The sequence below is a fragment of the Pararhizobium sp. DWP3-4 genome, from assembly GCF_049898205.1.
GTDB lineage: Bacteria > Pseudomonadota > Alphaproteobacteria > Rhizobiales > Rhizobiaceae > Pararhizobium.
Genome location: NZ_JAFCXF010000006.1, coordinates 1 through 15,915, shown reverse-complemented (window position 1 = coordinate 15,915; position 15,915 = coordinate 1). Strand labels below are relative to the sequence as shown.

15 protein-coding genes, 1 tRNA gene and 2 rRNA genes are annotated in these 15,915 nt (G+C 59.6%); 7 read left to right on the top strand and 11 right to left on the bottom strand.

The features are described 5' to 3' along the window. Positions 1–155 precede the first annotated feature (155 nt). The 8 genes from ccoS to ccoN form a co-directional block, all read right to left on the bottom strand. A complete protein-coding gene (ccoS, locus tag ACP7E6_RS16205; RefSeq protein ID WP_426230791.1) occupies positions 156–329 on the bottom strand; it encodes a cbb3-type cytochrome oxidase assembly protein CcoS in 174 nt (57 codons plus the stop codon). Then, the gene (locus ACP7E6_RS16200; protein ID WP_426230790.1) at positions 326–2,593 is read right to left on the bottom strand and encodes a heavy metal translocating P-type ATPase; all 2,268 of its coding nucleotides are present in this window, start codon (positions 2,591–2,593) and stop codon (positions 326–328) included. Before ACP7E6_RS16200 ends, ccoS begins: the two co-directional genes overlap by 4 nt. Next, entirely contained in the window at positions 2,590–3,075 is a 486-nt protein-coding gene (locus tag ACP7E6_RS16195) for a FixH family protein (RefSeq protein WP_426230789.1), read from the bottom strand. The genes ACP7E6_RS16200 and ACP7E6_RS16195 overlap by 4 nt, the downstream gene beginning before the upstream one ends. Beyond that, positions 3,072–4,631, bottom strand: coding sequence for a cytochrome c oxidase accessory protein CcoG (ccoG, locus tag ACP7E6_RS16190; protein ID WP_426230788.1), 1,560 nt, complete (start codon positions 4,629–4,631; stop codon positions 3,072–3,074). Before ccoG ends, ACP7E6_RS16195 begins: the two co-directional genes overlap by 4 nt. Positions 4,632–4,743: 112 nt before the next feature. Next, positions 4,744–5,619, bottom strand: a complete 876-nt coding sequence (gene ccoP / locus ACP7E6_RS16185; RefSeq protein WP_426230787.1) for a cytochrome-c oxidase, cbb3-type subunit III — start codon at positions 5,617–5,619, stop codon at positions 4,744–4,746. Position 5,620: 1 nt separating this feature from the next. Next, positions 5,621–5,770, bottom strand: coding sequence for a cbb3-type cytochrome c oxidase subunit 3 (locus ACP7E6_RS16180; RefSeq protein WP_113552405.1), 150 nt, complete (start codon positions 5,768–5,770; stop codon positions 5,621–5,623). A gap of 14 nt (positions 5,771–5,784) precedes the next feature. Beyond that, complete coding sequence (ccoO, locus tag ACP7E6_RS16175) at positions 5,785–6,516, bottom strand: cytochrome-c oxidase, cbb3-type subunit II (protein WP_426230786.1); 732 nt, start codon at positions 6,514–6,516, stop codon at positions 5,785–5,787. Between the two features lie 12 nt (positions 6,517–6,528). Continuing rightward, a complete protein-coding gene (ccoN, locus tag ACP7E6_RS16170; RefSeq protein ID WP_426230785.1) occupies positions 6,529–8,139 on the bottom strand; it encodes a cytochrome-c oxidase, cbb3-type subunit I in 1,611 nt (536 codons plus the stop codon). Between the two features lie 186 nt (positions 8,140–8,325). On the opposite strand from ccoN, the gene hemN reads away from it, so the two are divergent. The 7 genes from hemN (at position 8,326) to ACP7E6_RS16135 (ending at position 14,646) form a co-directional block, all read left to right on the top strand. Continuing rightward, positions 8,326–9,672 (top strand): oxygen-independent coproporphyrinogen III oxidase, encoded by a 1,347-nt coding sequence (gene hemN / locus ACP7E6_RS16165; protein ID WP_426230784.1) that lies wholly within the window; start codon positions 8,326–8,328, stop codon positions 9,670–9,672. Positions 9,673–9,898: 226 nt separating this feature from the next. Continuing rightward, a complete protein-coding gene (locus tag ACP7E6_RS16160) occupies positions 9,899–10,342 on the top strand; it encodes a helix-turn-helix domain-containing protein (protein WP_426230783.1) in 444 nt (147 codons plus the stop codon). 5 nt (positions 10,343–10,347) lie between these two features. Beyond that, positions 10,348–12,153, top strand: a complete 1,806-nt coding sequence (locus tag ACP7E6_RS16155; RefSeq protein WP_426230782.1) for a peptide antibiotic resistance protein — start codon at positions 10,348–10,350, stop codon at positions 12,151–12,153. Between the two features lie 25 nt (positions 12,154–12,178). Further along, on the top strand, positions 12,179–12,394 hold the full coding sequence (locus tag ACP7E6_RS16150) for a hypothetical protein (protein WP_426230781.1): 216 nt from the start codon (positions 12,179–12,181) through the stop codon (positions 12,392–12,394). Then, on the top strand, positions 12,394–13,587 hold the full coding sequence (locus ACP7E6_RS16145; protein WP_426230780.1) for a YcaO-like family protein: 1,194 nt from the start codon (positions 12,394–12,396) through the stop codon (positions 13,585–13,587). Before ACP7E6_RS16150 ends, ACP7E6_RS16145 begins: the two co-directional genes overlap by 1 nt. Next, positions 13,584–14,324, top strand: coding sequence for a TfuA-like protein (locus tag ACP7E6_RS16140; RefSeq protein ID WP_426230779.1), 741 nt, complete (start codon positions 13,584–13,586; stop codon positions 14,322–14,324). Before ACP7E6_RS16145 ends, ACP7E6_RS16140 begins: the two co-directional genes overlap by 4 nt. A gap of 76 nt (positions 14,325–14,400) precedes the next feature. Beyond that, on the top strand, positions 14,401–14,646 hold the full coding sequence (locus ACP7E6_RS16135; protein WP_426230778.1) for a hypothetical protein: 246 nt from the start codon (positions 14,401–14,403) through the stop codon (positions 14,644–14,646). A 209-nt stretch (positions 14,647–14,855) separates the two neighbouring features. On the opposite strand, the gene ACP7E6_RS16130 is transcribed toward ACP7E6_RS16135, so the two are convergent. The 3 genes from ACP7E6_RS16130 to ACP7E6_RS16120 form a co-directional block, all read right to left on the bottom strand. Then, a tRNA-Met gene (locus ACP7E6_RS16130) sits at positions 14,856–14,932 on the bottom strand. 316 nt (positions 14,933–15,248) lie between these two features. Then, a 5S ribosomal RNA gene (rrf, locus tag ACP7E6_RS16125) occupies positions 15,249–15,363 on the bottom strand. 443 nt (positions 15,364–15,806) lie between these two features. Continuing rightward, positions 15,807–15,915 (bottom strand): 23S ribosomal RNA (locus ACP7E6_RS16120); the annotation flags it as partial.

The following is a 15,915-nucleotide window of genomic DNA, read 5'->3' as shown; positions in this document are numbered from 1 at the left end:
CGGATGAACTCCGCTCACAACTCTGTCCCAGTCCGCAGATTCGCGTCCATAAATAGGCCTCCCCGGCCAGGCATCCGACCGTACTGCAGCAAACGTGCCGCCGGTTCCTCCGCTTGATAAAAACACTCGCACGTCCATTGATGCCTTGACCTCGATCAAGCCGAGCCGCTGTCGTCCGCCTCCTCCGAGCGATCGTCATCAAGCAGTATGCGTTGTGCCGCACCGTCCAAATCTTCGTACTGGCCGCTTTTCAGCGACCAGATGAAGGCGCCGAGCCCGGCCGATCCAAGCAGGATGGCAACCGGCATGAGATAGATCAGCGATCTCATCGGGACTGGCCCTCCAGGGCGGTGACAGATGATGATGACGTTTCGTCGACATCGGCAGCGCCGCTATTCAACCGTAGGGCATTAGCGATCACCAGCAGTGAAGATGCCGACATGGCGATGGCCGCAACGAGCGGCGTCACATAGCCAAAAACGGCAATTGGGACGGCAAAAGCATTATAGCCGATCGCCAGAGCCAGATTCTGCCGGATCAGCCGGCCGGCCCTGCGCGAAACGTCCAGTGCGACGACGACGGCGCTCAGGGATTCGCGGAGAAAGACGAAATCGGCGGCGTTGCGGCCAACGTCGGCGGCCGTCGCAGGCGCCATGGAGACATGTGCTGCAGTGAGTGCCGGCGCATCGTTGAGCCCATCCCCGACCATCAATGGCCGCCGGCCCTCCAACGCCAAAGCCTGCAGGCGGTCGAGCTTGTCGGCAGGCAGCAGCCCGGCGCCATAGCGTTCGATCTTCAAGATTTTCGCCACGGATTGTACGGATGCCTTCGTATCGCCCGAGAGCAGTTCGACAGGCATGCCGCTCTGCTGCAAACGCCTGATGGTTGAACCCGCCTCGGGGCGAAGCCTGTCGCTGAAGGTGAAGCGGGCGATGATGATCCCGTCTTGCGAAAGCACCGTTGTGGAGCTTTGCAAACCTTGCTCTTCTGGCCCTGCCCAAGCACTGCGCCCGAGACGATAGGTCTTGCCGCCAATTGTCGCCTCGATACCGAGGCCGGGATGTTCGTTGACCTGGTCAACTATGACATCCGGATAATGGAGGCCTGGATGCGCCTTCCAGATGGCGCGGGAGGCGGGATGGCTTGAATATCCGGCAAGGGAGACGGCGATGGCGAGGGCTGTCTCATCTCGCACGTCGCTACCGGCGGGGCTCAAATTGCCCAGCGTCAGGGTTCCGGTCTTGTCGAAAACCGCGACATCGGCCTCGGCAAGCCGCTCCATGGCAGACCCGTCCTTGACCATGATGCCGCGCTCGAACAAGCGGCGCGCGGCGACGACCTGAACGATCGGAACCGCCAATCCGAGTGCGCACGGGCAGGTGATGATCAAGACGGCAATCGCGATGGTGATGGCCTTGTGCCAATCGCCCGAAACCAGCAGCCAGCCGACCCCTGTCAGAAACGCAGTCAAATGCACCGCTGGCGCATAATAGTTCGCTGCGCGATCAGCGATGCGCCGGTAGAGGCCACGTCCGGCTTCAGCCGCTTCCATCAAACGGATGACTTCGGCAAGGAATGAGGCTTCCGCAGCTGCGGTGACTTCGATCGTCAGAGGCCCTGTCAGGTTGAGCGTACCGGCGCTGATGGCATCGCCGACTTTCACCGGTCGCGGATCGCTTTCCCCCGTCACCAGCGAGCAGTCGAGTTCGGAGAGGCCTTGGCGGACGACGGCATCCACCGGAATGCGATCGCCCGCCGCGATGAACACCTGCATTCCAGGCTCGATGCGCGCAAGCGGCATATATTCGCGGGCTCCATCTGGTCCGAGCACCACCGCTCCGGCCGGCGTCATCCGCACCAGACTGCTGACGGCCAAACGCGCCTTCTCCCTCATGACGTGATCGAGCACGCGGCCGATCAGCAGGAAGAACAGCAACGAGGCGACCGCATCAAAATAGGCGTGTGGGCCGTGGTTGATGGTCTCATAGAGGCTCATGCCGAAAGCGAGCGAAATACCGACGGCGATGGGTACGTCCATGTTGGTGCGGCCATGCCGGAGCGCAGATGCCGCCGAGCGGAAGAAGATGCCGCCGCCCAACAGGAGCGCCGGCAGCGCGATCAGGGCCGAAACCCAATGGAACATATCGCGCGTTGCACCCTCCGCTCCCGACCAGACGGAGACTGACAGAAGCATGATGTTGGCCGTCGCAAAACCACAGACAGCAACCGCGCGGATCAGCTCGGACCGTGTGCGATCATTTTTCCCATCCTCCTCGGAAAACAGGTGTGCCGGATAGCCGAGCCGGTACAACACGCCGCAAAAATCCGGAACTGCGTTGTCGCGCCAGCGGATCGATACCCGCCTTGTGGAGAGATTGACGCGGGCATTCTCGACGCCATCGAGCTTGCTCAGCGCCCGTTCGATCTTGCCGATGCAGGCAGCGCAATGCACATTGGGTACCGACAGGTTGGTCTGCCGCAAACCATCGCCAAGCCCGTGGCTGAGCAGGCGGATTTCGTCTGCCGGTGGCATGGCCTGGCGTTCCGCCTCCAGCTCGAGCATGGATGCATTGCCGACGGCACAGCAGCTCATTGGCGTGCCCCATCCTTGACGAGGATACGCCCGCTGTGGCGATAGGGCACGGCAAGCCCGCCGTCGATCTCCAGATTGACGACCCAGACCCCGGGAGAAACATCAGAGGACGCGCTGAGCTGGCCGTTGCCGGATGGTTTCAGTGTGACCGACCAGTCCGCCGCCTCGAATGTCGGATGCTGGAAGGTCGCCTTGCCGCCTGACATCCTGACCGGATTTCCATTGCGGTCGATCAGCGTGAAGGTAATTTTTCCGGCAGCTATGTCGAGCTTCGGCACCCAGCCAAGATCGTTCTGCGTTCGCACTGCCACCATCTTCTCGTTGAACTGCTGGCTCGCGACGTAGGAATTCTCGACCACCAGTCCCGTCCAGCTGGTCACGGCGAACCGCGCCATAACGACATTGACGGCGATGATGACGCCGAAGAAGACGAGCATGATCATCAGCATGTGACGGCCGGTAAATTCGCGGGCCTGTTTCATTTCGAACTCCCCGGCGTCTGAAATGTTGCCGTGTGGGTCTTCGTCTCGGGGCCTTGCGTATCCTCGATGACGAACCGGAATGTCTGCACCTGATCCGTGCTGGCGTGACGCGGCTGAGTGACGAAGACCTTCAGGCTGCGCAGGCGATCCGGCTCGACCGGAACGAGAAAGGATCCGTCACTCCGAGCCTCGATACCGGCGATCGCGACAGAGCTCTGCGGCAGGCCTTCGATCCGCACAGCCATAACGCGCGGTTTGGCGATCATGTTGAGGATCTTCAGCGTGTAACCGTTGCGCACAGAGCCGTCCGACAGCATGACGAATTGCGGATTGCGGTCATGCAGGACATTGACGTCGAGCCGCTCGCGCGTCACCAAAGCGTAGACGAGGCCGACACCGATCAGCGACCAGAGTGCCGCATAGAGCAGCGTTCTTAGCCGCAGGAAAGAGGCGAGGCTGATATGGCGCAGCGTCGCGGCAAGCTTGCCGTCGGCTGTGCGCACACGCGCCGGATCGATCGGCTGCGTGCCTCCGGCGGTCGCCAGCGCCATGTTGGCATTGTAGTCGTTGAGCGTCGTGTAGGAGATCAGGCCGCGCTCCCGGCCGAGCTTGTCCATCACCCCGTCGCAGGCGTCGATGCACAGCGCGCAGGTGATGCACTCCAGCTGCTGGCCGTCGCGGATATCGATCCCCATCGGGCAGACGACGACACAGGCATTGCAGTCGACGCAATCGCCGACGACCGCACCCTGCGCTGCCGACTTCTTGGCATGACGCGAACGCGGCTCGCCGCGCCAGTCATTATAGGTCACCGTCAGCGACGCTTCGTCGAGCATCGCCGCCTGAATGCGCGGCCAGGGGCACATATAGGTGCAGACCTGCTCGCGCATCAGCCCGCCGAAGACGTAGGTCGTCGCCGTCAGGAAAGCGATAGTACTGTAGGCGACGAAGGCCGCTTGGCCGGTGAAGACATCGACGAGCAATGTGGGCGCATCAGCGAAATAGAAAATCCACGCGCCGCCCGTCGCCACGGCTATCAGCAGCCAGATCGCGTGCTTTGCGGTTCGCAACATCAGTTTGCGCAGCGAATAGGGTTCCTTGTCGAGCTTGATGCGGGAGTTGCGGTCGCCTTCGATCGCCCGTTCGACGACCAGAAACAGATCGACCCAGACGGTTTGCGGACAGGTGTAGCCACACCAGGCACGCCCGACGGTCGAGGTCAGCAGGAACAGGCCGAGCCCGGCCATGACCAGCAAACCGGCGACGTAGAAAAACTCCTGCGGCCAGATTTCGATGAAAAAGAAATAGAAGCGCCGGTTGGCAATATCGATCAGCACCGCCTGGTCGGGTGCATAGCCGCCGCGATCCCAGCGCAGCCATGGCACCAGATAGTAGATGCCGAGCGTGATCGCCATCACCAGCCATTTGAAACGGCGAAATCCTCCCGAGGCCCGCTTCGGGAAGATCTTCTTACGCGGCGCATAGAGCACCTGCCGCTGTTTCTGCGAATTGACCGCCTCGGCGTCCAGTCTCTCGATATCCATTTTTTCCAGCATTCCAGCCGCCCGGGCATGATGCCGGCAGAGCCGGCCAATCGTCTTTGAACGGAGACTGGCACCGAGCGGCGCCAATCTCCTTGATCGAGGTCAAGCGACCGTATCGCGACGTCTATTTGCCACCGCCGAGTGAATAGACGTAAGCCGCGAGTTCCTTGACCGTCACATCACCGAGACGGGTGCCCCATGCGGGCATGACGCCGTGTTTCGGAGCACGGATTTGCGCGGCGATCGCTTCCTCGCCGTCCACCAGCAGCGACAGGGTATCGGCGAGATTGGGGGCGCCCATTTCCTGATTGCCCTCGCCGCGCTCGCCGTGGCAGCTGGCGCAATTCTGGGCGAAGATCTGCGCGCCTGGTGCCGTTTCCGCTGGAAAGCCGCTGCCTTTCGACAGATCGGCAACGAAGGTGGCGACAGACGCGATCTCGGCGGGTTTAAGAATATCGCCGAATGCGGGCATCTCGCTGACATGGGTGTCGGCGTCTTCCGGAGCGCGAACACCATGGGCGATAGTCGTCAGGATCTGCTCCGGTGTTCCGCCCCAGAGCCAATCGTCATCATTGAGGTTCGGGAAGCCCTTCGAGCCCTGCGCGCCCGATCCGTGGCACTGGATGCAATTGACCTTGAAGGCTGCGTTGCCGGCGGCCGTGGCGACGGTGCGCAACGTTTCATCGGCAAGGATCTGCTCCATATCGGCAGCCTTGATTGCCGCGACATAGCCTGAGCGGGCCGCTTCGGCCGCCGCAAGTTCGGAGCGCACATCCGCACGGCTTGAATAACCAAGCACGCCCGTGGTTGCCGAAGTGAGCAACGGCCACGCCGGATAGAAGACCGTATAGATGAGAGCCCAGATGATGCAGGCGTAGAAGGACACGACCCACCAGCGCGGCAACGGATTGTTGAGTTCCTTGATGCCGTCCCACTCGTGGCCGGTTGTCGATACGCCCGACAACTCGTCCAGGTGAGGATCTTTATGAGGATCGTGCATATCAGTCGTCCTTGAGCGGAATTTGTGCGGCCTCGTCGGCGGATTTGCGGCTGCCGGGGCGAAACGCAAAAATCAGCGTGCCGACAAAGAACAGCGCCATCGCCAGAAGGCCCCAGCTGTCGGCGAAGGTCCGCAATTGTTGATATTCCATCGGGGTTCTCCTTCTCAGCGGTCGCTGCCGGCTTCGTCGTAGGTCTTGAAATCCACCAGAGTGCCGAGCATCTGCAGGTAGGCGACGAGCGCATCCATTTCGGTGATCGCCTGCGGATTGCCGTCGAAATCGCCGATACGGGCTTTCGGGTAACGGCTCTCGATGCCGGACGTGTCCACCGCCGGATCGGCCTGAGCGCGCAGGTCGGCGTCGGCATTGTCGATCATCTCCTGGCTATAGGGCACGCCGACGGCGGCATTGGCCTTCAGATGAGTGGCGAAATCCTTGACCGGCAGCGGCTTGCTCTTCAGAAAGGCGTAGCTCGGCATCATCGATTCCGGCACGACATCACGCGGCTCTGTCAGGTGCTGGACGTGCCATTCGTTGGAGTAGCGGTTGCCAACACGGGCAAGGTCCGGGCCGGTGCGCTTCGACCCCCATTGGAATGGGTGGTCGTACATCGATTCCGCCGCCAGACTGTAATGGCCGTAGCGCTCGACCTCGTCGCGGAAGGGCCGGATCATCTGGCTGTGGCAGGCGTAGCAGCCCTCGCGGATATAGATGTTGCGGCCGGTGAGTTCCAGCGGCGAGTAGGGCCGCATGCCCTCCACCTTCTCGATGGTGTTTTCGAGATAGAACAGCGGTGCGATCTCGACGATTCCACCGATGCTGACGACCAGAAACGAGCCGATCAGCAGAAGCGTCGCATTGCGCTCGAGGATCGCGTGTTTGTCCAGGATACCCATGGTCTTCTTTCCTTATTCGGCCGCTTGCGGAGCGAGCACGGCGCCACCGATTTCCTGTTCGTCGCGCTGATATCCGAGGATGGTCATCGTGACGTTCCAAGCCATGATCAGGCCGCCGACGAGATAGAGAGCTCCACCCAGCGCACGCACGACATAGTAAAGGTGCATCGCCTCGACGGTTTCGGCGAAGGAGTAGACGAGGAAGCCCTGCTGATCGTATTCGCGCCACATCAGACCTTGCTGGATGCCCGAGACCCACATGACGGCGGCGTAGACGACGAGGCCGAGCGTGGCGAACCAGAAGTGCCAGGTGACCATGCGGACCGAATAGAGCCGCTCGCGGTTCCACAGCTTTGGCACGAGGAAATAGATGGCGCCGAAGGTGATCATGCCGACCCAGCCGAGTGCACCGGAATGCACGTGGCCGATGGTCCAGTCGGTATAGTGGCTGAGCGAGTTGACCGCTTTGATCGACATCATCGGACCTTCGAAGGTCGACATGCCGTAGAAGGCGATGGCCGCGACCATCATGCGGATGATCGGGTCGGTGCGGATCTTGTCCCAGGCGCCCGAAAGCGTCATCAGGCCGTTGATCATGCCGCCCCAGGACGGCATCCACAGCATGATGGAAAACACCATGCCAAGCGTCTGAGCCCAGTCGGGCAGCGCGGTATAGTGCAGATGGTGCGGGCCGGCCCAGATATAGAGGAAGATCAGTGCCCAGAAATGGATAATCGACAGACGGTAGGAATAGACCGGCCGGTTGGCCTGCTTGGGCACGAAATAGTACATCATGCCGAGAAAGCCTGCGGTCAGGAAGAAGCCGACCGCGTTATGGCCGTACCACCACTGGGTTAGCGCATCCTGCACGCCGGCGAAGGCCGAGTAGCTTTTCGAGCCGGTGATCGACACCGGAACAGCCAGGTTGTTGACGATGTGCAGCATCGCCACGGTGACGATGAAGGACAGGTAGAACCAGTTGGCGACGTAGATATGCGGCTCCTTGCGGCGCAGGATCGTGCCGAGGAAGACGATGAGGTAACAGACCCAGACGATCGTCAGCCAGAGATCGACATACCATTCCGGCTCCGCATATTCGCGGCCCTGGGTAATACCGAGCAGATAGCCGGTGGCGGCCATGACAATGAACAGCTGATAGCCCCAGAAGACGAACCAGGCGAGATCGCCACCGAACAGGCGGGCACGGCTGGTGCGCTGGACGACGTAGAACGAGGTCGCGATCAACGCATTGCCGCCGAAGGCAAAGACCACAGCCGATGTGTGCAGCGGCCGCACGCGCCCGAAGGACAGGAACGGCTCGACATTGAGATCGGGATAGGCGAGCTGCAGCGCAATGACGACACCGACCAACAGGCCGACGACACACCAGAACACGGTGGCGATCACGCCGTAGCGGATCGGTCCGTCCATGTAGGCGGACATATCGACCGCCGGCTGCGGCGCAAACGACGCCCGGCGCATCAGGACGATAACCGTCCCGATCAGCACGATTACCAGAATTCCCATGTGGCGTGCGAACAGCTCGTCCTTGGCAAGGCCGGCAGCAAGCAGCGCGAAAAACGCTGCTACGCCGGTGCCGATGATCGCCGATCCGTATTTCATCTCGTCGTCCCCGCATCAATCAGATGTCGGACCGCGCGCAGCGGTCCCCTGCCTCCTTCTCGGAGGAAGCGAAGAGACACGCCTTGATCCAGATCAAAGCGACGAGCGGAGAATAGAGACACGCTGCCCGCGAAGGCCGATCCTATTGGGACTATGGCCCTGAACGACCCAGATCGGACGACGCCCATGCTGCCAACGGCAACGATGCTTGATGCGAAGGTTCCCCGCTATACCAGCTATCCGACCGCGCCGCATTTCCACCCCGGCCTCGGGCCTCAGACCGCAAGGAAGTGGATATCGACGCTACCGACGGACAAGCCCGTATCGCTCTACCTGCACATCCCGTTCTGCGACCGGCTGTGCTGGTTTTGTGCCTGCCATACCAAGCAGACATTGCGATACGAGCCGGTCAGCGACTATCTCCGGGTTCTCCATGCTGAAATCGCAACCATCGGCCGGCTTCTCGACGGGCGCGTGCCGGTCGGCGCCATCCATTTGGGCGGCGGCTCTCCGACGATGCTGCGGCCTGACGACCTGATCGCGCTCGGCAAGCATCTGCGTGACGCCTTCCATGTCCTGCCGGATGCGGAAATCAGTATCGAGATCGATCCGAACGACATTGATGAGCAAAGGCTCGACGCTCTGGCGTCATTCGGTATGACCCGGGCCAGCCTCGGCATCCAGGATTTCGATCCACGCGTACAGAAGGCGATCAACCGGCGGCAAAGTTTCGAGCAGACGGCCTATGTCATTGACGGTGCGCGTGCTCGTGGGGTCCATTCCGTCAATCTCGACCTGCTCTACGGCCTGCCCCACCAAACCGTCGAAAGCGCCACCGTGACATTGCGCCGGTCGCTGCAACTGGCGCCCGATCGCATGGCGCTGTTCGGCTATGCCCATGTGCCCTGGATGAAGAAGCACCAGACGCAGATCAGGGATGAATGGCTGCCGGACGGGACGGAGCGTTACGCGCAGTCGGAAGCCGTGCGGGCGTTGGCCCTCGAGGCCGGATACCAGGCGATCGGCATAGACCACTTCGCGCTGCCCGGCGATGCCTTGACGCTGGCATCGCAACAGGGCCGCCTCAGGCGCAATTTCCAGGGCTATTCCGCCGACCGGTGCGACACGATCATCGGGCTTGGCCCCTCGGCGATCAGCCAGTTCGAACAAGGCTATCTGCAGAACACGCCAGCGACCGGCGACTACATGCGCCGCATTGAAGACAAGGGTTTTGCCACCGTGCGCGGCGTCGCGCTATCGGACGACGACCGCGTCCGCCGGTGGGTGATCGAAAAGCTGATGTGCGATTTCCGTTTTTCCAGCGGCCAAGCCGAACGCCGTTTCGGCACTCTCGCCGGCGATGTCGTGATGCACGCCAAACAACTAGCGGCAATGGAAGGCGATGCGTTGTGCCAATGGCGCAATGACGGGTTTGAAGTCACAGCCAAAGGCCGCCCCTTCGTCCGTCTCATCGCCGCACGCTTCGACACCTATTTTACAGCGACCACAACACGGCACTCGGCAGCTGTCTGAAACGGGCAACGCAACCGTAAAATCATCTGTTTGCTTAATTTGGCGCCAGTCATTGCGCGAAATTTCCGCGTTCACTGGTCGCGTAACGGCTGTGAAGCACAGGCGACCGCAGAATTGAGATTCCGTACCCTCAAGACGCCGGCGAATGTTGCATTTCGAGCAAAAATTGGCATGCTGCGAAGTGCCAACACATGATGGAATCTTGGCAGCGACAGGAGAATGGAACTTGGCAAAGAGCGAACCTCATCAAATCGATGTTCATGTCGGCAATCGCTTGAGGTCGCGACGGCTTGTTTTGGGATTAAGTCAGGAAAAACTGGGTGACCGTCTGGGCATCACCTTCCAGCAGATTCAAAAGTATGAAAAGGGCACCAACCGCGTCAGTGCCAGCAAATTGCAAGCTGCAGCGTTGGTGCTCAATGTTCCTATCGGCTACTTCTTCGAGGACCACGAGCCTGTGGTGCCGGATGGACTGGTACGGGAGGTGGATGAGATCGGAACGTTCCTGCTCTCGCGGGATGGCGTGACGCTCAATCGTGCCTTCACCTCCATCAAGAGCAAGCAGGTTCGCCAGTCCATCATCACCTTGACGAAAGCGCTGGCAAACGCTGATGACACGATTGTTCAGGCGGCAGACACTGAGCGCGTTACCTCCCCCACTCCACGGTGAACCCCATGTTCCTGCAGACATTCGGTAGGTTGCGCCTGCTTGATGCTGCCGGACAGGAGTGCCGGTATCCTCGCAAGGGGCTGTTCCTTATCGCTTATCTGGCGACAGGCACCAGCGCCGAAATCTGCCGTGACGAAGCAGCCGAGCTTTTGTGGGGCAACGAGGATCGCGCCCTAGCATTTACAAACCTCAGGAAGCTGATTTCGCGCCTGCGGACAGCGCATGGGCCGGCTTTGACCATATCGCCCACACATCTTCGCCTCGACCATCGGCAGCTCAACTGCGATGCGGATGCGATAAAGGCGGCAAAGACACCCTTGCCTTCTCTCGTCGAACTGATGAGCCGGACCTTTCTTGCCGAATTCGACGATGTAGAGGGCTCGGCCGGCCGATGGCTGCAGTCACAGCGCCGTACCTACCTGGAATTGCTGCGTGAAAGATTGCTTGAACGATCCGCAGAGGGTTCGACGGCTGCGGGAGCCTCGGCGGCAAGACAAGCCGCTTTCCTGATTCTGGAGCATTGGCCGGAGGATCAGGTCGTGCGCAGAACGCTTTCGGCAGAGCCGCCATCGCAACTGGCCGAACGACCGGTCGAGCCGAAACCTATATTCGCAACCGTTGAACAGCGCACCGCGTCGGATAGCGAATGGGCATTCGGCGCATCGAAACTGCCCCGCGTGGCACTTCTGCCTCCAATCGGCGTGCCGCCAGCTTCTGGCCTCGCCCTTCAAAAAGCGAGTGCCTTGGTCGACGACGTCGCGATCGGGTTATGTGCCCTTCGCAGTCTTTCGGTCATCGCGCCCTACACAGCCGAGCGTATTCGCTCCAGCGACGACAAGGTTCTCCTGCTCAACAAGCACGATATCTCCTATGTGATTGATACGAAACTGACCGATGACGGGCTCTTCGTTCAAATCATCTTCGTTCCCTCAGACCACGTGATCTATGCCGACCGCTTCGAAATCAGCGACGGACTTCTGTCTTTTCATCGGAAGGCTCTGGCGGACGTTGTCAAAGATCGAATTCTTGCCGAGCTGAAACGCAACGAGGGAGCGCTCAGCGACTATGCGTTTCATCCCGATGCCTATCAGCGCTATCTTTCCGGCGTGCAGCAAATGAGCCGGCTAACATTGCCATCGGTTCGAAGCGCCCGCAAGACATTCAGGGAAGCCCTCAATCATAATATCGATTTCTCCCATGCCTTCAGCGGTCTTGCCAAGACCTATTCCATCGAATGGGTTTTGACGGCTCGGGGAGATCCGGAACTGCTGCGGAAAGCGGAGGAAAGCGCGCGATCGGCAATCGAATGCAATCCCGATATCGCCTATGGCTACAAAGAACTAGGCATGGCAAAACTCTATCTTGGCAAACTGGATGAGAGCCTCGAAGCGCTGGCCCGGGCGGAGGAACTGAGCCCCCATTACGCGGACGCCATCTATAGCTACGCCGACGCGCTCATCCATGCCTCCAAGCCCATGGAAGGGCTGGAAAAAATAGAACGCGCCATCTCTTTGAACCCACTTGGACCGGATGAATATTTCTGGTGTGCAGCCGGCGCCAGCTACTTCGTCGGCGCCTTCGACAAAGCCGTTTCCCGCATACACAGCATGTCCAATCAGGCGTCCGCGCACAGATTGTTGGCAGCAAGCTGGGCCATGCTTGGCGACACCAAGCGCGCGCATCACTATCGCCGGAAGGATCGCGAAGCCAACCCGCAATTCGATCTGCAAAAATGGCTCGCTGTGGTCCCGATCAGGGAGACCTGGCAGAAGGACATGTATCGCGAGGGCCTGATGAAGGCCGGCTATTGAAAATTCAACAGAGAGGGAGAATGAAATGTCCAAGGTCGTTGTAATCGGATTTCCGGGAGACAAAAAACTCTACTTGGCCGACGTGGATGCAGGAACAATTAAAGAGCTAACCGGTGTGACGGGATCGCTTGACTCGGCAAACCAACTGCGCGTCTCGGGGGGCACGGTGATAAAGGGCGTCGATTTCGCCGTTGCCGTTTCTGCGGCCGCATCCGTATCAGCCGGACTTTTCGACGCCTGATGCTCGATGGATCAGGACGGAGCGACAGAGCTTGCAGTCCAGCTGAGACTTACAAGCGCGTGTCGTCCCTCCTTCCTGGCTTCGGCATAACACGTGTTGCCCGCCATACGGGCCTTGATCACATCGGCATTCCAGTCTGGTGTGCCTATACACCCAACGCGAAATCCATTGTTGTTGCGCAGGGAAAGGGTCTCACGGACGACGAGGCAAGAACTTCAGCAGTGATGGAATCTCTGGAGAGGATCGTTGCGGCAAGTCCGCATGTCGATCGCGTCGATACCTCGGCAAGCGCTCTAAGACGCGCGGGCAAGCGGTTCCACACCCTATCATGCCTGATCGCGGCGGGCCGGTCGCTGGCGCATGATGAAGAACCGATCTCCTGGGTTGTAGGGACAGACCTGATTTCCGGAGACCACATCCATGTGCCGCTCGATTCTGTGACCCTCGACCGCACGCGGATCGATTGCAGATATTGGCAGTCGTCCGACGGTCTGGCGTCGGGAAACACCTTGGGCGAAGCTTTTTTTCATGGGTTAAACGAGCGCATAGAGCGGGATGCCTATGTTCTGTGGCAGGTGTCGAGCGCCAGACTTCGGCAATCGTCGCGTATCGACCCACGTTCCGTTGACCAGCCGGAGCTTTCATCGCTGACTGCCCGCATCGAGGCGGCCGGGTTCGTGCTGCGATTGTTCGATATGACCAGTGATATCGCTGTACCCTCCTTCAACGCGCTTATCGCTCCCGCCGAGGTGCTTTCCGCCCGCAGCCCGCGTTTTGTCGAGGTGAACCATGGAGCAGGGACCCATCCCTCGGCGGACAGGGCCATGATTCGTGCGATCACTGAAGCGGTGCAGTCGCGCATGACATTCATCAGCGGCGGCAGGGACGATATCTATCCGCCGATCTACAGCCGGCCGTTGCCGGAAGAAACCCGTAACCTTTTGAGGTCGGACCCAGCGGTTCCATTCACACCTTATAGGCGCGATGGCGGAAGGCCGCCGGCCGGCGATGGCGGCGAAATCCTTGCCACTCTGAAGCGAATGGAGCTTGGGCCGATCATTGCCGTGCCGCTCAGCGCCCCTGCCTGGCCGTTTGCCGTGGCAAAAATCCTTGCTCCACAATTGGAGAATCCGGAAGGCCGCCGCGCCCAAAGGTTTGGCCCACGCGCCCTGGCCAAGGGGTCCTTCGGATGAAGCTTCTGTTTGCCGGGCCGACACTGCCAAAGGCGCAAGTCCATGACGCCAATATCACAGTTCGCGGGCCTGCTGGTCAGGGCGACATTTTTCGCGCGGTGGAAGAGGGAGCCACTGTGATCGGCATTGTCGATGGAGCCTTCGAATATACCGCGCCGGTCTGGCATAAGGAAATACTCTACGCTCTCAGTGCCGGAGCAACGGTTCTCGGCGCTGCCAGCATGGGTGCGTTGCGCGCGGCGGAGTGTCATTCATTCGGGATGATCGGTGTCGGACGTATTTTCAAGGATTACCTGGAAGGCATTCGTGTAGACGATTCCGATGTGGCGCAGATTCATGGCCCCGCCGAGCTTGGATGGCTGCCGCTGAGCGAGCCATTGGTCAATGTCACCGCCACGCTTGACCTTCTGCTGGAAGGGCAGCTCCTATCGTCAGCCGAAGCCATTCAGCTGCAGGCCACGGCGGAGGCGATATTCTTCAAGGCCCGGACATGGCGATCGATCCTCGATCGCACGCCCAACATCGGGGCAGACAGAAGCACGTCAATCAGCATCGCCTTGCAGACCTGCCGGGTCAATCAGAAGCGGGCAGATGCAATGGAGCTTGTCGCCATCATGTCACGGCTCGACGTGCAGCGATCGGCGATCAAACCGGACTGGGAATTCCAGCGCACAACCCTTTGGAACGACATGCTGAAACACCATCTCATGGCGAAAGATCCCGGCCATCTATCTTGAAGTGTGTCACGCCCGCGTCACGCGAAGTTTGCTTCGGCTAAGATTAATGTCGCCGCAAATCATTGCGGAGCCGAACATGTCAGCATACGCCACCTTTGCTTCGAACGAGATTGACGCATCGACAGAGAATGAGATCGAAGAGTTTCACGCCATAACGCGTCTGATCGTCTTCGCGAAAGAAAGTGCCGCGCTTCTTGACGCCCATCAGACCGTCTATTGTCTAGATCTGGCGCTGGAGCAAATCACCACCGAATTGCGTCATCGAGCCGACAATTCGTCGGATATCGCAGCCTATCTGAAGGATGCGATCAGCCGCCAATAGGATTTCTCAGCCCCGCAGACATTCTGCGCGAGCGTTTCGATCAAGTAGAGGTTCGCTAACGCGACGCGGTCGACAGACTGTTTGATGTCAGAGCCGAGAGTGCGCTCGCATCGATGCTAGTCGATAGCGGACATTTCACGTTCCCGAACGCAGCAAAGCCCGCCTCCGTTTCCGGATGGCGGGCTTTTTGTGTGTTTTTGGTATTGATTTGGTTGCGGGGGCAGGATTTGAACCTGCGGCCTTCAGGTTATGAGCCTGACGAGCTACCGGGCTGCTCCACCCCGCGCTATCCGTGCAAATCCCTTTCGGGATTTGTCACGTTATCAGCGTTTTGCGTCAGCAAAATCGCGCTGGCGAAAGTCCGAAGGGCTTTTGCCCTTTGCAGCGCATTCGGCTTTTCCGAATGTCGCTTACGCAGGGAGTTGCCTGCGTATGTTTTCTTGGAACGCTTAGCTCATTTTGAGCAGCAACGTCCCTTCATTTCAGTTTCCGGTTTATCTTACCGAAGCAAAAAGGCCGCTTGAGGGCGGCCTGTTTTATCGGCTGGGCCGGCGTTTGTTCGGAGAAGAGAGTGTATTTGGTATTTTTCTTGCCTTTAGCAGACCTGGCAGCGACCTACTCTCCCGCGTCTTAAGACGGAGTACCATTGGCGCAGGGGCGTTTCACGGCCGTGTTCGGAATGGGAACGGGTGCAGCCACCCCGCAATAACCACCAGGTCAACTAAGGGCAAGATTTACACCTGCAGCGCAGGTGTAAATCTCGCTCTTTTCTTGTCCGATATGCCTTATCCTGTTCGCTGGACGCTCACAGGGGACATCGGACGGCCATACGGACACCTCCAAAAGGAGGCGACACCGGCCGGAGCGATTTTAACACCGCAGATGCGGGGTAAAACCAAAAATGAGAAGCTGGTTCACTCGAGGAGTGATTAGGGATTAGTCGTTAGTGACTAGTCATTTTGAACACGTCTTTTTACAATGAACATCTGGCGTTTTCAGCTTTTGGCACATCCGGAGCGAAGCTCCGCAAGGCCAAGGGCCGTCGCGTCTCGTGACGCGCGCCGTCCGCAGCGCAGCCGCCTGAGCGGCGACAGCGTGAGGACATAAATGTCATTGCTATTGCACCATCGGGCTTTGCCCGATGAGCACTAGCAATGAGAACAATCAAGCCAATCGAACGATTAGTACCGGTAAGCTTCATGCATTGCTGCACTTCCACACCCGGCCTATCAACGTGGTAGTCTTCCACGGTTCTCAAGGGAATACTCG

What these genes read in the sequence shown, in the direction of transcription:
- ACP7E6_RS16195 (WP_426230789.1), bottom strand. Translation starts at nt 3,075, where the DNA reads ATGAAACAGGCCCGCGAATTTACCGGCCGTCACATGCTGATGATCATG.
- hemN (WP_426230784.1), top strand. Translation starts at nt 8,326, where the DNA reads ATGCTGCCAACGGCAACGATGCTTGATGCGAAGGTTCCCCGCTATACC.
- ccoG (WP_426230788.1), bottom strand. Translation starts at nt 4,631, where the DNA reads ATGCTGGAAAAAATGGATATCGAGAGACTGGACGCCGAGGCGGTCAAT.
- ccoN (WP_426230785.1), bottom strand. Translation starts at nt 8,139, where the DNA reads ATGAAATACGGATCGGCGATCATCGGCACCGGCGTAGCAGCGTTTTTC.
- ACP7E6_RS16200 (WP_426230790.1), bottom strand. Translation starts at nt 2,593, where the DNA reads ATGAGCTGCTGTGCCGTCGGCAATGCATCCATGCTCGAGCTGGAGGCG.
- ACP7E6_RS16155 (WP_426230782.1), top strand. Translation starts at nt 10,348, where the DNA reads ATGTTCCTGCAGACATTCGGTAGGTTGCGCCTGCTTGATGCTGCCGGA.
- ACP7E6_RS16140 (WP_426230779.1), top strand. Translation starts at nt 13,584, where the DNA reads ATGAAGCTTCTGTTTGCCGGGCCGACACTGCCAAAGGCGCAAGTCCAT.
- ACP7E6_RS16145 (WP_426230780.1), top strand. Translation starts at nt 12,394, where the DNA reads ATGCTCGATGGATCAGGACGGAGCGACAGAGCTTGCAGTCCAGCTGAG.
- ccoP (WP_426230787.1), bottom strand. Translation starts at nt 5,619, where the DNA reads ATGCACGATCCTCATAAAGATCCTCACCTGGACGAGTTGTCGGGCGTA.
- ccoS (WP_426230791.1), bottom strand. Translation starts at nt 329, where the DNA reads ATGAGATCGCTGATCTATCTCATGCCGGTTGCCATCCTGCTTGGATCG.
- ACP7E6_RS16135 (WP_426230778.1), top strand. Translation starts at nt 14,401, where the DNA reads ATGTCAGCATACGCCACCTTTGCTTCGAACGAGATTGACGCATCGACA.
- ACP7E6_RS16180 (WP_113552405.1), bottom strand. Translation starts at nt 5,770, where the DNA reads ATGGAATATCAACAATTGCGGACCTTCGCCGACAGCTGGGGCCTTCTG.
- ACP7E6_RS16150 (WP_426230781.1), top strand. Translation starts at nt 12,179, where the DNA reads ATGTCCAAGGTCGTTGTAATCGGATTTCCGGGAGACAAAAAACTCTAC.
- ccoO (WP_426230786.1), bottom strand. Translation starts at nt 6,516, where the DNA reads ATGGGTATCCTGGACAAACACGCGATCCTCGAGCGCAATGCGACGCTT.